This window comes from Streptomyces sp. DS1-CR2, assembly GCF_055760475.1.
Genome location: NZ_CM147085.1, coordinates 4,801,216 through 4,816,296 on the forward strand (window position 1 = coordinate 4,801,216; position 15,081 = coordinate 4,816,296).

12 protein-coding genes are annotated in these 15,081 nt (G+C 71.3%); 9 read left to right on the forward strand and 3 right to left on the reverse strand.

Annotated features, from left to right (window positions below; translation table 11 throughout):
* Positions 1-72: 72 nt before the first annotated feature.
* Together ACY0PA_RS23035 and ACY0PA_RS23040 are read right to left on the reverse strand one after the other, a co-directional pair.
* Positions 73-1,626, reverse strand: a complete 1,554-nt coding sequence (locus tag ACY0PA_RS23035; protein WP_473079608.1) for a substrate-binding domain-containing protein — start codon at positions 1,624-1,626, stop codon at positions 73-75.
* A 169-nt stretch (positions 1,627-1,795) separates the two neighbouring features.
* On the reverse strand, positions 1,796-3,691 hold the full coding sequence (locus ACY0PA_RS23040; protein WP_473079609.1) for a serine/threonine-protein kinase: 1,896 nt from the start codon (positions 3,689-3,691) through the stop codon (positions 1,796-1,798).
* Positions 3,692-3,993: 302 nt separating this feature from the next.
* Here ACY0PA_RS23040 and ACY0PA_RS23045 point away from each other — a divergent pair, with 302 nt between their 5' ends.
* The 4 genes from ACY0PA_RS23045 (at position 3,994) to ACY0PA_RS23060 (ending at position 9,340) form a co-directional block, all read left to right on the forward strand.
* The gene (locus ACY0PA_RS23045; RefSeq protein WP_473079610.1) at positions 3,994-5,349 is read left to right on the forward strand and encodes an aminotransferase class III-fold pyridoxal phosphate-dependent enzyme; all 1,356 of its coding nucleotides are present in this window, start codon (positions 3,994-3,996) and stop codon (positions 5,347-5,349) included.
* Positions 5,350-5,449: 100 nt separating this feature from the next.
* Positions 5,450-6,136: a GntR family transcriptional regulator gene (locus ACY0PA_RS23050; protein ID WP_473079611.1), complete on the forward strand. Its 687-nt coding sequence runs from the start codon at positions 5,450-5,452 to the stop codon at positions 6,134-6,136.
* Positions 6,133-8,622, forward strand: a complete 2,490-nt coding sequence (locus tag ACY0PA_RS23055) for a glycosyltransferase (RefSeq protein ID WP_473079612.1) — start codon at positions 6,133-6,135, stop codon at positions 8,620-8,622. Before ACY0PA_RS23050 ends, ACY0PA_RS23055 begins: the two co-directional genes overlap by 4 nt.
* Positions 8,623-8,689: 67 nt before the next feature.
* On the forward strand, positions 8,690-9,340 hold the full coding sequence (locus tag ACY0PA_RS23060) for a hypothetical protein (RefSeq protein WP_473079613.1): 651 nt from the start codon (positions 8,690-8,692) through the stop codon (positions 9,338-9,340).
* Between the two features lie 75 nt (positions 9,341-9,415).
* Here ACY0PA_RS23060 and ACY0PA_RS23065 read toward each other — a convergent pair whose 3' ends face one another.
* On the reverse strand, positions 9,416-10,177 hold the full coding sequence (locus ACY0PA_RS23065; RefSeq protein WP_473079614.1) for an SLATT domain-containing protein: 762 nt from the start codon (positions 10,175-10,177) through the stop codon (positions 9,416-9,418).
* A 429-nt stretch (positions 10,178-10,606) separates the two neighbouring features.
* Here ACY0PA_RS23065 and ACY0PA_RS23070 point away from each other — a divergent pair, with 429 nt between their 5' ends.
* From ACY0PA_RS23070 to ACY0PA_RS23090, 5 genes are all read left to right on the forward strand, one after another.
* The gene (locus ACY0PA_RS23070; RefSeq protein ID WP_100596383.1) at positions 10,607-10,948 is read left to right on the forward strand and encodes a YbaB/EbfC family nucleoid-associated protein; all 342 of its coding nucleotides are present in this window, start codon (positions 10,607-10,609) and stop codon (positions 10,946-10,948) included.
* A 90-nt stretch (positions 10,949-11,038) separates the two neighbouring features.
* The gene (gene recR / locus ACY0PA_RS23075) at positions 11,039-11,638 is read left to right on the forward strand and encodes a recombination mediator RecR (RefSeq protein ID WP_116511760.1); all 600 of its coding nucleotides are present in this window, start codon (positions 11,039-11,041) and stop codon (positions 11,636-11,638) included.
* The gene (locus ACY0PA_RS23080; protein ID WP_473079615.1) at positions 11,631-12,290 is read left to right on the forward strand and encodes a DUF5063 domain-containing protein; all 660 of its coding nucleotides are present in this window, start codon (positions 11,631-11,633) and stop codon (positions 12,288-12,290) included. Before recR ends, ACY0PA_RS23080 begins: the two co-directional genes overlap by 8 nt.
* A gap of 310 nt (positions 12,291-12,600) precedes the next feature.
* A complete protein-coding gene (locus ACY0PA_RS23085; RefSeq protein WP_266561917.1) occupies positions 12,601-13,881 on the forward strand; it encodes an aspartate kinase in 1,281 nt (426 codons plus the stop codon).
* On the forward strand, positions 13,881-14,948 hold the full coding sequence (locus ACY0PA_RS23090; RefSeq protein WP_473079616.1) for an aspartate-semialdehyde dehydrogenase: 1,068 nt from the start codon (positions 13,881-13,883) through the stop codon (positions 14,946-14,948). The genes ACY0PA_RS23085 and ACY0PA_RS23090 overlap by 1 nt, the downstream gene beginning before the upstream one ends.
* Positions 14,949-15,081: the final 133 nt, after the last annotated feature.

Genomic DNA, 15,081 nt, shown 5'->3' on the forward strand with positions numbered 1-15,081 from the left:
GAACATCAGGCGCCCCCGCCCGGCTCGACGGAGCCAGGCGGGGGCGCCTGCGTCGGTGCACGGAGCGGTGGCTCAGCCGCGGCAGGCCGCGGAGCCGTCGGGGGAGGTGCAGGACAGGTGCCCGGCGCGGGCGATGACGCGGTTGGCGGCGCCCTGGGTGAGGAAGTCGAGGAAGCTGTCGGCCAGGGAGCCGTCCTCGGGGTTGCCGATCGTGTACGCGTACTCCACGGCGTGGAAGGGGTAGCCCTTCGTGATGTTCTTGCCGGAGGGGCCGAGGCCGTTCAGCTTCAGGGTGTGGGAGCCCTTGCGCGGGGTGCCCTCGGGCGGGGCCGCGTAGCCGATCGTGCCGTCGACCTGCGCGACCCGGTCGAGGAGATCGGGCGTGTTGTGCTCCTCGCAGCGCAGGACCTTCGAGGTGGGCAGCAGGTCCTTGGTGCGGCAGTCGCGCGACGACGTCGAGAAGGAGTCGGGGCGGCCGAGGACGCGGGCCTCGAAGGCACCGCGCGTGCCGGAGCTGCCGGTCCTGCGGACGGTGCGCACGGGCAGGTCGGGCCCGCCCACGTCCTTCCAGTTGGTGATGTCGCCGAGATAGAGCCGGCGGACCTGGGAGACGGTGAGGTCGGTGAGCGGCTTGCCGTCGACGACCACGGCGTCGTTGACGACCAGGGCGAACGCCATCGCGGCGACCTTCTCGTCGTGCAGTTTGCCCTCGGGGTCGCTCTCGGAGGTCGGGCCGTCGGAGAAGGCCATGACACTGGAGTGGTCGCCCGCCGTGTCCGAGGGGTCGGACTCCAGGAGCTGGCGGACGCCGGTGCCGCTCGAGCTGGTCGCCACGGTGATCTTCGCGTCGTCGCAGTCGCGCGTGTACGCGTCGCGCAGCGCCTCCATCGCGGGCCGGAACGCGGAGGACCCGGTGAGGGTGAGCGAACCCGAGGCGCAGCCGCGGGGCTGGGGGACCGGGTCCGGCAAGGTGGCGAGGACCAGCAGGATCGCCATGCCGGTGCCGAGGATTGAGACGGTCCAGCGGCCGAGCGCGCTGAACAGGGGCGGCTTGTCGTCCGGGTGGGCGCCCTGGTTGGGGTGGACGGTGCCGTCGTTGAGGCGGCCCTCGATGTCCACCTGGGTGCCCGCGCCGCCGCCGCGGAGCATCACGAGGAGCTTGTAGTAGTCGCCGCTGTTGAGGGCGACGGGCGGCAGGAGGAGGCTGTTCTCGCCGGGCGTGTAGACGGGCGGCGAGTCGAGCCGTATCTGCCGGGCGGTGTTCGAGGTGAGGGCGGGCTGCACCGGATACGCGTCGGTGATGCGACGCCCGGCGAACGTCACGGTCAGGCCCTTGGGATCCGAGATGTAGTCGCCGTCGGTGATCGTGGCCGCGCCGTCGTTCTCGATCCGCAGGAGGACCAGGGTGGTGTCCTCGGTGATGTCGCGGCGCCGGATCAGGCCGTCCGGGCCCGGCAGGTCCTCCGAGATGGCGCGGCTGAGCGGGATGTCCATCTGGATGCGATGGCCGATCCGCTTGCTGTGCTGCTTGCGCCGCTCGACGTACCACAGGGCCAGTGACGCGGCGATGGACAGCACCGTCGTGGCGATGGCGACGAGGTTCTGTGCGTCCTTGAGCCAGCCCATGGTGTACTCCCCCCGGAACCTGACGGTGGAGTCACCGTAGGGGCTCGTGCGGCGGCACGGCGGACGGCGGCCGAGGTGTCGACCGCTGTTCGCCACGCGTTCACCCCGGACCTCGCCGGAGCGCTCAACTTGCCTGTCCACAGGCCGACTTCAGGGCGGAGTGCGCCCGTCACCCCTTGCTGTACGTCAGCTCGTCGCCGTTGTTCATCGTGCGGCGCAGCTCGCCCGACGGGAGCACCTCGACCGAGCTCGGCTTGCCCGGACTGCACGAACCGGAGGGGCCCGAGACGACGTCCGTGGCGCTGATGCGCAGCGTCCCGCCGGACGCCGACACCAGCGTGCCCTGGAACACGCAGTGGTACGTGCCGCCGCCCTGGAGCGGGCCGTCCGCCGTCATCGACAGGACCGTGTCCCCGGGGCTGCCCTGCTGGATGCTCAGACGGCGGGTGTTGTGGCCCGTGCCGTTGTCGATCGAGGCGGTCCAGGTGCCGAGGAACTCGGTGGGCACGTCCCCGCCGGCGGGCGGTTCGGAGGAGCTGGGCGGCTGCGATGTCCCGGGGTCCTGCGAGCTGGGCCCGCCCGTCGTCGGTCCCTGACTCGTGGGCGCGCCGGACGTCGGCTGCTTGGGATCGTCGCTCTGGGAGGCCGTCTTGCCGTCGTCCTTCATCAGCGCGTACACCGATCCGCCCGCGCCGAGCGCCACGACGAGCGCCACCACGATCAGCGCCGCCGTGGAGCGCCCGCTGCGGCGCGGCTCCGGCTGAGGCGCGCCGATGGGGACGACAGCCGGGCCGTACGGGGGTGTGGAGCCGGGGCCGTAGGGCGGCGTCCCGCCCCAGCCGCCCTGCTGCGGGTAGCCGTAGACGGGTGCCTGGGGGTGGGGGTGCGGATACCCGTAGGCGGCGGAGGCGGGCGGCGGCGCCGGCGGGAGCGCGGGGGCGGGCGGGCCGGAGGGGGAGACCATCGTCGGCAGGTGGTTGACGGGGGTGGCGCCGGGCGTGCCGGGCGGGGGAGGGGTGGTCTCACCGCCACCGCCACCGCCACCGCCACTGCCGCCGTCGCCGCCGTCTCCGGTTCCGGCCGGCGGGGGCTTCTCCTTGTCGAGGCCGGGCGGCTCCCCGGAGGTCGCCCCGGTCGGGCCGTCAGGGTCCTCGTTGTCCAGCAACTGCACGGCGTGCCGCCCCAGTTGGGCCACGAGCGCCCCCGGCAGCCACGGGTCACGCGTGCGTCCGCCGTCGCCGAGCGTGTCCTCGGCGCCGGTCCGCTCCAGGAGCTGGTCCAGGGTCGGGCGGGCCGCGGGGTCCTTGCGCAGACAGTCCCCCACGAGCTCCTGGAGGCCCTCCGGGAGCGCGGCGAGGTCGGGTTCCTCCTGGGCGATACGGAACATCAGGGCGTGCACCCCGCTGTTGGCCGTGCCGAACGGCAGCTCGCCCGTCGCCGCGTAGGCGAGGACCGAGCCGAGGCAGAACACGTCGCAGGCCGGGGTGATCCGGTCGCCGCGCACCTGCTCGGGGGCCATGAAGCCGGGCGAGCCCACCAGGGCACCCGTTCTCGTGAGGCCGCCGTCCGTCACGGTCTCCAGGGCGCGGGCGATGCCGAAGTCGATGACGCGGGGCCCGTCGATCGTCACCAGGACGTTCGACGGCTTCAGGTCGCGGTGGATGAGGCCCGCGGTGTGGATGTCCTTGAGCGCGTGCGTGAGGCCCGCCGCGAGGATCCGTACGGAACGCTCGGGCAGCGCGCCGTGGTCGTGCGAGACGACCGTCTGGAGCGAGGGCCCCGCCACGTACCCCGTGGCCACCCAGGGGATGTCCGCCTCGGTGTCCGCGTCGAGGACCGGCGCGGTCCATGCCCCGCCGACCTGCCGCGCGGCCTGCACCTCGAGCCGGAACCGGTTCCTGAACTCCTCCTGCTCGGCGAGCTCCTGGCGCACCAGCTTGACCGCGACCGTGCGCCCGCGGTCCGAGCGCGCCAGATAGACCTGGCCCATGCCGCCCGCCCCGAGCCGCGCCAGCAGCCGGTACGCACCGATGCGCTGCGGATCTCCCGCCCCCAGCTTCTCCATGTCGCGCCACCCTCCCCCATGTGTGACCAACATCCCGAGAATAGTGGGCGGTTGTGACACTGGGCACGGGGCGGCGTCTACGGTTCCGTAACAGCGGGGACGGTGGGGGGAACCGCCAAGTACTGCGGCGGGCTCGCCGTGCTGCGGCCCGGACCGGCGGCCGGACCGTGGCAGGAAGCGGTGCGGACGCTGTTCCCCAAAGCGGTGCCTCCGGGCCAGGGCGACATTGTGTCGCGTCAGCGGCCGTCCCACAGACAGGACGCCGATGGTCTTCCACCATGCGGACATTTACCCTCGGGGCCATGACCCCTCAGCCGAATCCCCAGGTCGGCGCCGCCGTCAAGGCCGCGGACCGTGCGCACGTGTTCCACTCCTGGTCCGCACAGGAGCTCATCGACCCGCTCGCCGTCGCCGGTGCCGAAGGCTCGTACTTCTGGGACTACGACGGCAACCGCTACCTCGACTTCACCTCCGGCCTCGTCTTCACGAACATCGGGTACCAGCACCCGAAGGTCGTCGCCGCGATCCAGGAGCAGGCCGCCTCACTCACGACCTTCGCGCCCGCGTTCGCCGTCGAGGCCCGCTCCGAGGCCGCACGCCTCATCGCCGAGCGGACCCCCGGCGACCTGGACAAGATCTTCTTCACCAACGGCGGCGCCGAGGCGGTGGAGAACGCCACCCGCATGGCCCGGCTGCACACGGGCCGCCACAAGGTGCTCTCCGCCTACCGCTCGTACCACGGCGCCACCTCCACCGCGATCAACCTGACCGGCGACCCGCGCCGCTGGCCGAGCGACCAGGGCGCGGCGGGCGTCGTCCACTTCTGGGCGCCGTTCCTCTACCGCTCCCCGTTCTACTCGCAGACCGAGCAGCAGGAGTGCGAGCGCGCGCTCCAGCACCTCGAGGACACCATCGCCTTCGAGGGCCCGGCCACGATCGCCGCGATCATCCTGGAGACCGTGCCCGGCACCGCCGGCATCATGACGCCGCCGCCCGGCTACCTCCAGGGCGTGCGCGAGCTGTGCGACCGGCACGGCATCGTCTTCATCCTCGACGAGGTCATGGCGGGCTTCGGGCGCACCGGCAAGTGGTTCGCCGCGGACCACTACGACGTCGTGCCCGACCTGATGACCTTCGCCAAGGGCGTGAACTCGGGCTACGTCCCGCTCGGCGGCGTCGCCATCTCCGGCGCCATAGCCGACACGTTCGGCAAGCGCCCCTACCCGGGCGGCCTCACCTACTCCGGGCACCCGCTGGCCTGCGCCGCGGCCGTCGCCACCATCAACGTCATGGAGGAGGAGCGCGTCGTCGAGAACGCCGCCCACCTCGGCGAGACGCTGATCGGCCCGGCGCTGCGCGAGCTCGCGGAGCGTCACCCGTCGGTGGGCGAGGTCCGCGGCCTCGGCATGTTCTGGGCTCTGGAGCTGGTGAAGGACAGGGAGAGCCGCGAGCCGCTGACCCCGTACAACGCGGCCGGTGCGGCGAACGCGCCGATGGCCGCCTTCGGCGCCGCCGCCAAGAAGAACGGCCTGTGGCCCTTCATCAACATGAACCGCACCCACGTGGTCCCGCCGTGCAACGTCACGGAGGCCGAGGCCAAGGAGGGCCTCGCCGCTCTCGACGAAGCGCTGACCGTGGCGGACGGCTACACAGTGTAGCGAAATAGGTACTCCGCGTCACTCCCCGTAGTGCGTAGGCTGACCAGCTGACCAGGACAGCCTCACCAGCTGACGACGCACTACGGGGGAGGGACACCACGTGCCCGGAACCGACGGCGGAGCTGCCGTCCAGCGCAACACGCTGCGCCGGCAGATCGCCGACGCCCTGCGCGACGAGATCCTCGCGGGGCGGCTCGAACCGGGGCAGGAGTTCACGGTCAAGGAGATCGCCGAGCAGTACGGCGTCTCCGCGACTCCGGTCCGCGAGGCCCTGGTCGACCTGTCCGGGCAGGGTCTCCTGGACTCCGCCCAGCACCGCGGCTTCGCGGTCCACGAGTACTCCCTCGCCGACTACCGCGGCATGATCGAGGCCCGCAGCCTCGTCACCGACGGTATCTTCCGCGGCCTCGTCACGAACGCCGACGCGCACCACGCGACCCCCGCCGCCCTCGCCGGGGTCCGCCGCCGCGGTGAGGAGGCCGCCCGCGCGGCCACGGCCGGCGACCTGAATGTGCTGATCGGCTACGACCTGCGGTTCTGGCGCGAGCTGAGCGCCCTGTTCGGGAACCCGTACCTCTCCGACTTCTTCCATCGGCTGCGTGTCCAGTCGTGGATGTGCGCCGTCCCGTACCTGCGCCGGGTGGACGACCTCAGGGGCCACCTCTGGTCCGGGCACTGCGGCCTCGTCGACGCGCTCGCCAACCGGGACGCGCGCGCTGCGCAGGACATCGTCACCGCGTACAACGCGGACTCCCTGGCCCTCGTCGAGCGGCTGGCCGCGCGGTGAGCACGGAGCGGACGGACCGTCCTGTCATCGCGCGCGCGGGCGTCGTGGACCTCACCGTCGTCGTCCCCGCGTACAACGAGGAGCGCCGGCTCGGCCCCACCCTGGACGCGGTCACCGCGTACCTGGACGCCGGGGTCGGCGGGAACCGGTGGGGTGACTGGGAGATCGTCGTCGTCGACGACGGCTCCACCGACCGCACCCGCGAGATCGCGGAGCGCGCGGCAGCCGCCGCCCCCGAGGGCCCCGGCCGCACTCCCAGCATCCGGCTCGTCCAGAGCCCCCGCAACCGCGGCAAGGGCCACGCCCTGCGCCAGGGCGTCCTCGCCTCCCGGGGCCGCCGCGTCCTGGTCACCGACGCCGACCTCGCGGCGCCCATAGAGGAGCTGGAAGCCCTCGACAAGGCGCTCGGCGAGGGGCACGCGGCGGCGATCGGCTCCCGGGCAAGGCCGGGCGCGACGATCGCCCGCCACCAGCACCGGCTGCGCGAACTCCTGGGCCGCACCGGCAACTTCCTGATCCGCGCGACGAGTGTCCCCGGCATCAGGGACACCCAGTGCGGCTTCAAGCTCTTCGACGGCGACCGGGCCCGCGCCGCGTTCGGCGCCGCACGCCTGGACGGCTGGGGCATCGACGTAGAGATCCTGATGTACTTCCGCCGCTCCGGCTGGCCGGTCGCCGAGGTGCCCGTGCGGTGGTCGCACCAGGCGGGCTCGAAGGTCCGCCCCTTCGACTACATACGGGTCCTCGCCGAGCTGGTGACGCTCAGGGCGCGGGCGGTGCCGAAGGCCCACCTCCTCGTGGCGGCGCTCTTCCTCGTCCTGTCCGTCGCCCTGTACGCGGGCCGCTGGGCGGCGCCCGCCCACCGCTACCTCCCCGACTCCCTCCAGGACCAGAACCAGTGGGAGTGGTTCTTCGCGGTGACCGCGGACAGCGTCCGCCACCTCCACAACCCCTTGTTCACGACGCTCCAGGGCTTCCCGGACGGCGTGAACCTGATGGCCAACACCGCGATGCTGGGCCTGTCCGTCCCGCTCGCCCCCGTGACCTGGCTCTTCGGCCCCGCCGTCGCCCTGAACGTGGCGATGACGGGCGGCCTCGCCGCCACCGCGTTCGCCTGGTACCGGCTGATCCTGAAACGGCTCGTGCGGACCCCGTGGGCCGCCGCGACCGGCGCGCTCCTCGCCGCGTTCGCGCCCCCGATGATCAGCCACGCGCACGCGCACCCGAACTTCGTCGTCCTCTTCGTGATCCCGCTGATCATCGAGCGGGCGCTGCGGCTGTGCGAGGGCAAGCGCGTGGTGCGCGACGGCGCCGTCCTCGGTCTCTTCGCGACGTACCAGATCTTCCTCGGCGAGGAGCCGCTGCTGCTCGCCGTCATGGGCATGGGGCTGTTCGCCCTCGCCTACGCCGTCGTGCGCAGGGACGTGGCGAAAGCGGCCTGGCGCCCGCTCCTGCGCGGGCTCGGGATCGCCGCCGCGGTCGCCCTGCCGCTCGTCGCCTTCCCCCTGTACTGGCAGTTCCTCGGCCCGCAGAGCTACCAGAGCGTGCTGCACGGCGACAACGCGGGCAACAGCCCCCTCGCACTCCTCTCCTTCTCCGAGCGCTCCCTCGCCGGCTCCCGCGAGCGCGCCGCCACGCTCGCCGTCAATCCGACCGAGCAGAACGCCTTCTACGGCTGGCCGCTCGTCGCGCTCGCCTTCGCGATCGTCGTACGGCTGTGGAGCAGCGCCGCCGTGAAGGCGCTCGCGTTCACCGCGGTCGCGGCGGCCCTGCTCTCGCTCGGCCCGAAGTTCCGCATCCCGCTGACCGACGTCGTGCTGCCGGGGCCCTGGGCGCTGCTCGCCCACCGGCCCCTGTTCGAGTCGGTCATCGAGTCGCGGGTCGCGATGGTGTGCGCGCCCGCGCTCGGGATGCTGCTCGCCCTCGCGCTCGACCGGCTCGCCGCGGCGCGGGTGCCGTACCGGCTCCTCGGGCTCGCGGCGGTCGCCGCGGCGCTCGTGCCGATCGTCCCGGCGCCGCTCCGGGCGGTCGACCGGGCCGATGTCCCGGCGTTCGTCGCCGACGGCACCTGGAAGCGGTACGTCGGCCCCGGCGAGAGCCTCGTGCCGGTGCCGTTGCCCGACCCGGGCAACGCGGAGGCCCTGCACTGGCAGACCGAGGCGGGCCTCGGCTTCCGCCTCCCCGGCGGCTACTTCAACGGCCCCTACGGACCCGATCACGTCGGCATCTACGGCGCCTCGCCCCGCTGGACCTCCAACCTGCTGCGCGACATCCGCTACTCGGGCCGCGCCCCCGAGATCACCGACGCGTGGCGCGCCCAGGCCCGCCGCGACTTCGCGTACTGGCACGCCGGCGTCCTCGTGCTCGCGCCGCAGCAGAACGACATGGTGCTGCGGGCGACGGTCGACCAGCTGGTCGGCAGGGCCGGAACGTGGACCGCAGGAGTATGGATCTGGGATCTGAGCAATGTGCAGAGGGGGAGCTGAACCGGCTCCCCTCGCATTACGCTGCCTGTCCGCCGTTCATTACGGCTTTCCTACCGGAGGAGTCGCCTTGGCCTGTGACCTGTGGCTGGTCCCGCTCGTCGATGTGCTGTGCCACAGCCCCGACAACCCCTTCGCCGAGGAACTCGCGCTCTACGACAAGGCGTTGCACGAGGCAGGACTGCCGCCGGTGCCGGTCTACTCGTACATGCCCGGACTCTCCGGTGACGTGGCCCCCGTCGCCGGCTTCGACTACGACGCGCTGCACTTCCTGCGCCGCGCGTACCTCCTCCAGATGTGCGGCCTCGCCGTCACACCGGTCGACGAACTGGGCGGCGACTACGAGCAGCTCCTGGAGATGTTCGAGACGACGGCCCAGCAGTCGCACCTGGTCTGGCACTACGACCACGCGGGCGCGTACGTCCCTGTGGACTTCCCCGTCCCGCTGTCCAACGACGAACTCCTCGCCGGCGGCGGCCCTCTGGGCTCCTCCCACGCGCTGCTTCGGGAGCTGGAGTACGTGGCCGGGTCGATCGGCATAGACCCGGCCAACCCACCGGCGCCCCCGGTCCCGCCCAAGGGCCCCACGTCCCTGGAGGAACCGGCGGCCCCGGCCCCGGTGGACGACAGCCCCTTCGCCCGCGAACGCCACGTCTGGCTCGGCCTGCACGCGGCCGCGACCCGGAGCCTGGCCCAAGGCTCCATGATCATCTTCAGTTGACCTGGAGCCCGTGCCCGAGATGCGCCCCGCCCACGTCCTCTCGCACCGCCCCAGGCGTGACGCGGGGCGGGGCGGTCAGCGCGGCTCGGGCGGGCGCTGGCGGGGCATGTTCGGGCGGGCGCCCGGGGGGAGCGGGAAGCGGCCCGGCGGGGGTTCCACGGGGCGGGTGCCCGGGGTGGCGGAGGACTGCATCACCAGCGGCGCCGGACCCGAGCGAAACTCCACCATCCAGTCCGCCGTCTCCGCCCGCACCAGCTCCGTCACGTCATCCGTGAAGCGCCGCAGCACCGACAGGCACCGCTCGGCGGCCTCGCTGGCCGTGCCCTCCGTCGGGCCGAGCACCTCCCGCACGCTCTCCGACGCCCAGTCGAACTGGAGCACCTGGAGCCGCCGCTGCACCGCCTGGGCCGTGGCCACGTCCCTTATCCAGCCCGACGTGAGCCCGAAGTACCGGTCGCAGGCCACGCACGCCACCGCGAGCAGCAGCGCCAGATACCCCCAGGGCGCGACCCCGCCGAGAGCCCCGGTCAGATCGAGCAGCGGCAGCACCGCCCCCGACACCGCACCGGCGACCGCACCGCCGCGCAGTGCCCGCGCCCAGCGCCGCTTCCACACCCGGTCGGCGAGGTACCAGTTCGCCGTGTCGAGCGCCCCGCGCTCCACCCACCGGTAGAGCTCGTCGAGCCGCTCGGCGGGCTCGCCCCAGTCACCGACGGGGAACGTCCGCCCGGTCAGGTCGCCCGGCCGCACCGCGTCACCCGTGCCGTCACTGCGCTCGCCCCGCGCACCCCGCTCCTCCTGCGGCGGTCCCTCGGGCTGCATCTCCGGCTGGCTCACCCGGCACTCCCTACGACTGGTCCTGGTCACGGATGGGGCGTAGACCGACCGGCAAATGGGGGGCGGCGTCGCGGGGCTGGGCACGCACATCTGCGGCGTTGTCGTCAATCACCATGGCTCCGCCATGCCTCAATCCTCCGCCTTGCAGCTGCACGCACCCAGCCCCGCTCCTTCACCCACCCCCCATTTGCCGGTCGGTCTCATGTGCAAAGCATCTTCCTACCGCTCAATGGGTGGCCAAGGACTCGTTTTCGCGGTATTTCCGCCCGGAAGTGGGTCTTGATCAGGTATAGGCGGCGAGCCCGACTCACTCGAAAGAGTGCAGCGAAAGGTGCCGGAGCGGGCGACACCCCGACCACGTAGGCTCGTTCCAGGGCGGAGACCCCGCCCTGGAACGCAGGTCGAAACAGGACGCAACAGGAGCTGATCGTGATTCCCGGTGGTGGCCAGCCCAATATGCAGCAGCTGCTCCAGCAGGCCCAGAAGATGCAGCAGGACCTCGCCAAGGCCCAGGAAGAGCTGGCGCTGACCGAGGTCGAGGGCCAGGCCGGCGGCGGTCTGGTCAAGGCGACGGTGACCGGTTCCGGCGAGCTGCGTGGCCTCGTCATCGACCCGAAGGCCGTCGACCCGGAAGACACCGAGACCCTCGCCGACCTGGTTGTCGCGGCGGTTCAGGCGGCGAACGAGAACGCGCAGACGCTCCAGCAGCAAAAGCTCGGCCCGCTGGCCCAGGGCCTGGGCGGCGGAGGCATCCCGGGGCTTCCCTTCTAAGGAAGCCGCAGCGCAACTAACGTACGTACTACTCAGCGGCTGGCATGCTCAGCGGCACAGCATCACCAAGCAGAAGTCGGAAGGCACTCCGTGTACGAAGGCGTGGTCCAGGACCTCATCGACGAGCTCGGCAGGCTGCCGGGCGTCGGTCCCAAGAGCGCGCAGCGGATCGCCTTCCACATCCTGCAGGCGGAGCCGACGGACGTACGGCGTCTCGCGCAGGCCCTGATGGAGGTCAAGGCGAAGGTCCGCTTCTGCGCGACCTGCGGCAATGTGGCGCAGGAGGAGCTGTGCAACATCTGCCGCGACCCGCGCCGCGACCTCACGGTCATCTGCGTCGTCGAGGAGCCCAAGGACGTCGTCGCCATCGAGCGGACCCGCGAGTTCCGGGGCAAGTACCACGTGCTCGGCGGGGCGATCAGCCCCATCGAGGGCGTCGGTCCGGACGACCTGCGGATAAGGGAACTCCTCGCCCGTCTCGCCGACGGCACGGTCACCGAGCTGATCCTGGCCACGGACCCGAACCTGGAGGGCGAGGCCACGGCGACGTACCTCGCCCGCATGATCAAGCCGATGGGCCTCAAGGTCACCCGCCTGGCCAGCGGGCTCCCGGTCGGGGGCGACCTGGAATACGCGGACGAGGTCACGCTCGGCCGCGCCTTCGAGGGGAGACGACTCCTAGATGTCTGACGCCACACTGAACGCCGTCAAGGACCATCCGGACGACTTCGCGGTCCAGATCTCGGACCAGATCGAGTCCTTCCTCGTCGCGGTCGCCGAGGTGGCGAAGGGCGACGAGCCGGACTCGGCCGTCCCCTTCCTGCTCCTCGAGGTCTCCCAGCTGCTCCTCGCGGGCGGCCGGCTCGGCGCGCACGAGGACATCGTCCCCGACGAGCGCTACGAGCCTGATCTCGGCCCCGAGCCGGACGTCGACGACCTGCGCCAGAAGCTCGCCGCGCTCCTGGAGCCAATCGACGTCTACTCCGAGGTCTTCGACCCGTACGAGCCGCGCAAGGCGCCGGTCGCCTGCCGGATCTCGGACGACCTGGCCGACGTCATGGCCGATCTGCGCCACGGCATGGCCCACTACCGCGCGGGCCGCACGACCGAGGCCCTGTGGTGGTGGCAGTTCTCCTACTTCTCGAACTGGGGCTCCACGGCCTCCGGTGCCCTGCGCGCGCTGCAGTCCCTGGTCGCGCACGTCCGCCTGGACCAGCCGCTGGACGACCTGGACGGCCTCGACACCGACGAGGACCTCGCCGAGGAAGCCCTCGCCGAGGCGGCGGGCAAGGTCATGGCGGAGGAGATCGCGGGCCCGCTCGGGCTGCGTACGGCGAAATGACCCCGCACCTGTGGATACGTACCGGTGAAATGACCGCACCCGTGGGTACTCGCAGGTGAAATGACCGCCACCCGTGGGTACTCGCTGGTGAAATGACCCGGCCGGTGAAGTGACCCACCCCACTTTTCCGGTTGCCGGGCCGGGGTGCGGGCATGCGCCTGTCCGAGCGGCCGGAGCGTGAAGCCCCACCGGGTCCCAGTGCCCGGTGATCACTTTCTGAGCGGGACATCTCAGGATGTGGTATTCCCGGGGCTGATTTCGGCCGCTCGTTAGACTGAGCCGACCGAGACAAACTGAGCGAGGAGCGCACGTGGGCCTTGTCGTGCAGAAGTACGGAGGCTCCTCCGTAGCCGATGCCGAGGGCATCAAGCGGGTCGCCAAGCGAATCGTCGACGCCAAGAAGAACGGCAACCAGGTGGTTGTCGTGGTGTCCGCGATGGGCGACACGACGGATGAGTTGATCGATCTCGCCGGGCAGGTATCTCCGATCCCTGCCGGGCGCGAATTCGACATGCTGCTGACCGCCGGAGAGCGGATCTCCATGGCCCTGCTGGCCATGGCGATCAAAAACCTGGGCCACGAGGCCCAGTCGTTCACGGGCAGTCAGGCCGGCGTCATCACCGACTCGGTCCACAACAAAGCCCGGATCATCGATGTGACCCCGGGACGGATCAGGACGGCGCTCGACGAGGGCAACATCGCCATCGTCGCCGGGTTCCAGGGCGTCAGCCAGGACAAGAAGGACATCACCACGCTCGGCCGTGGCGGGTCCGACACGACCGCAGTCGCCCTCGCCGCGGCCCTCGACGCCGAGGTGTGCGAGATCTACACGGACGTCGACGGCGTGTTCACCGCCGACCCGCGCGTCGTGAAGAAGGCGCGGAAGATCGACTGGATCTCCTTCGAGGACATGCTGGAGCTCGCCAGCTCCGGGTCCAAGGTGCTCCTCCACCGCTGTGTGGAGTACGCGCGCCGCTACAACATCCCGATCCACGTCCGCTCGTCCTTCTCGGGACTGCAGGGCACCTGGGTCAGCAACGAACCGCACTTCGATCAAGGGGACCAGAAGGTGGAGCAGGCCATCATCTCCGGTGTCGCTCACGACACCTCCGAGGCGAAGATCACCGTCGTGGGTGTCCCGGACAAGCCCGGAGAGGCCGCGAACATCTTCCGGGCCATCGCGGACTCCCAGGTCAACATCGACATGATCGTGCAGAACGTGTCCGCGGCCTCGACCGGACTGACGGACATCTCGTTCACTCTCCCGAAGACCGAGGGCCGCAAGGCCATCGACGCCCTGGAGAAGACGAAGAGCGCGGTCGGCTTCGAGTCCCTGCGCTACGACGACCAGATCGCGAAGATCTCCCTCGTGGGCGCCGGTATGAAGACGAATCCGGGTGTCACGGCCGGGTTCTTCGAGGCGCTCAGCGACGCGGGCGTCAACATCGAGCTCATCTCGACCTCCGAGATCCGCATCTCGGTCGTCACGCGCGCCGACGATGTGAACGAGGCCGTGCGCGCCGTGCACACTGCCTTCGGCCTCGACTCGGACTCCGACGAAGCCGTGGTCTACGGAGGCACCGGCCGCTGATGGCTCAGACCGACAGGCCGACACTCGCGGTCGTGGGAGCGACCGGGGCCGTCGGCACGGTCATGCTCCAGATCCTTTCGCAGCACGCGGACATCTGGGGCGAGATCCGCCTGATCGCCTCCTCGCGCTCGGCCGGCCGCAAGCTGGCCCTGCGCGGGGAGGAGGTCGAGGTCATGGCCCTGTGCGAAGAGGCCTTCGACGGGGTCGACGTCGCGATGTTCGACGTACCCGACGAGATCTCCGCGCAGTGGGCTCCCGTCGCCGCCTCCAAGGGGGCGGTCGTCGTGGACAACTCGGCCGCCTTCCGCATGGACCCGGACGTGCCGCTCGTCGTGCCCGAGGTCAATCCGCACGCCGCTCGCGTGCGGCCGCGCGGCATCGTCGCCAACCCCAACTGCACGACCCTGTCGATGATCGTCGCCGTCGGCGCGCTGCACGCCGAGTTCGGGCTGCGCGAGCTGGTCGTCTCCAGCTATCAGGCCGTCAGCGGGGCCGGCCGCGCCGGCATCGACACCCTGCGCCAGCAGATGTCGCTCGTGGCCGGTACGGAGCTCGGGACCCACCCCGGCGACGTACGCCGTGCGGTCGGCGACAACACCGGCCCCTTCCCCGAGCCCGTGGCGCTCAACGTCGTGCCGTGGGCCGGGTCCCTGCGCGAGGACGGCTGGTCCTCCGAGGAGATGAAGGTGCGGGACGAGTCCCGCAAGATCCTCGGCCTGCCGGGCCTCCCGGTCGCGGTGACGTGTGTACGCGTTCCCGTCGTCACCACGCACTCCCTGACCGTCCACGCCCGCTTCCAGAGCGAGGTCACGGTCGACAAGGCACGCGAGATCCTCGCGACCGCGCCCGGTGTCGTGCTTTTCGACAATCCGGCCGCCGGCGAGTTCCCCACGCCCGCCGATGTGGTGGGCACCGACCCGACCTGGGTGGGCCGTGTCCGGCGCTCCCTCGACGACCCGGCCGGGCTCGAATTCTTCGTGTGCGGGGACAATCTGCGCAAGGGCGCGGCCCTGAACACCGCGCAGATCGCCGAGCTGGTGGCCCAGGAGTTCCCGCCCGCCGCGTGAGTTCGGCCTTTTCACCGGCCGGTAGCCGGACTTGGTGTTCCTTTTTCCGGCGCGCTTTATAAGATCTGTGAAGGACTTGTGGGCGATCGGTGGTCTTCACCACTTGAACGCGACGGTCCGCGCGCCCGAAGAT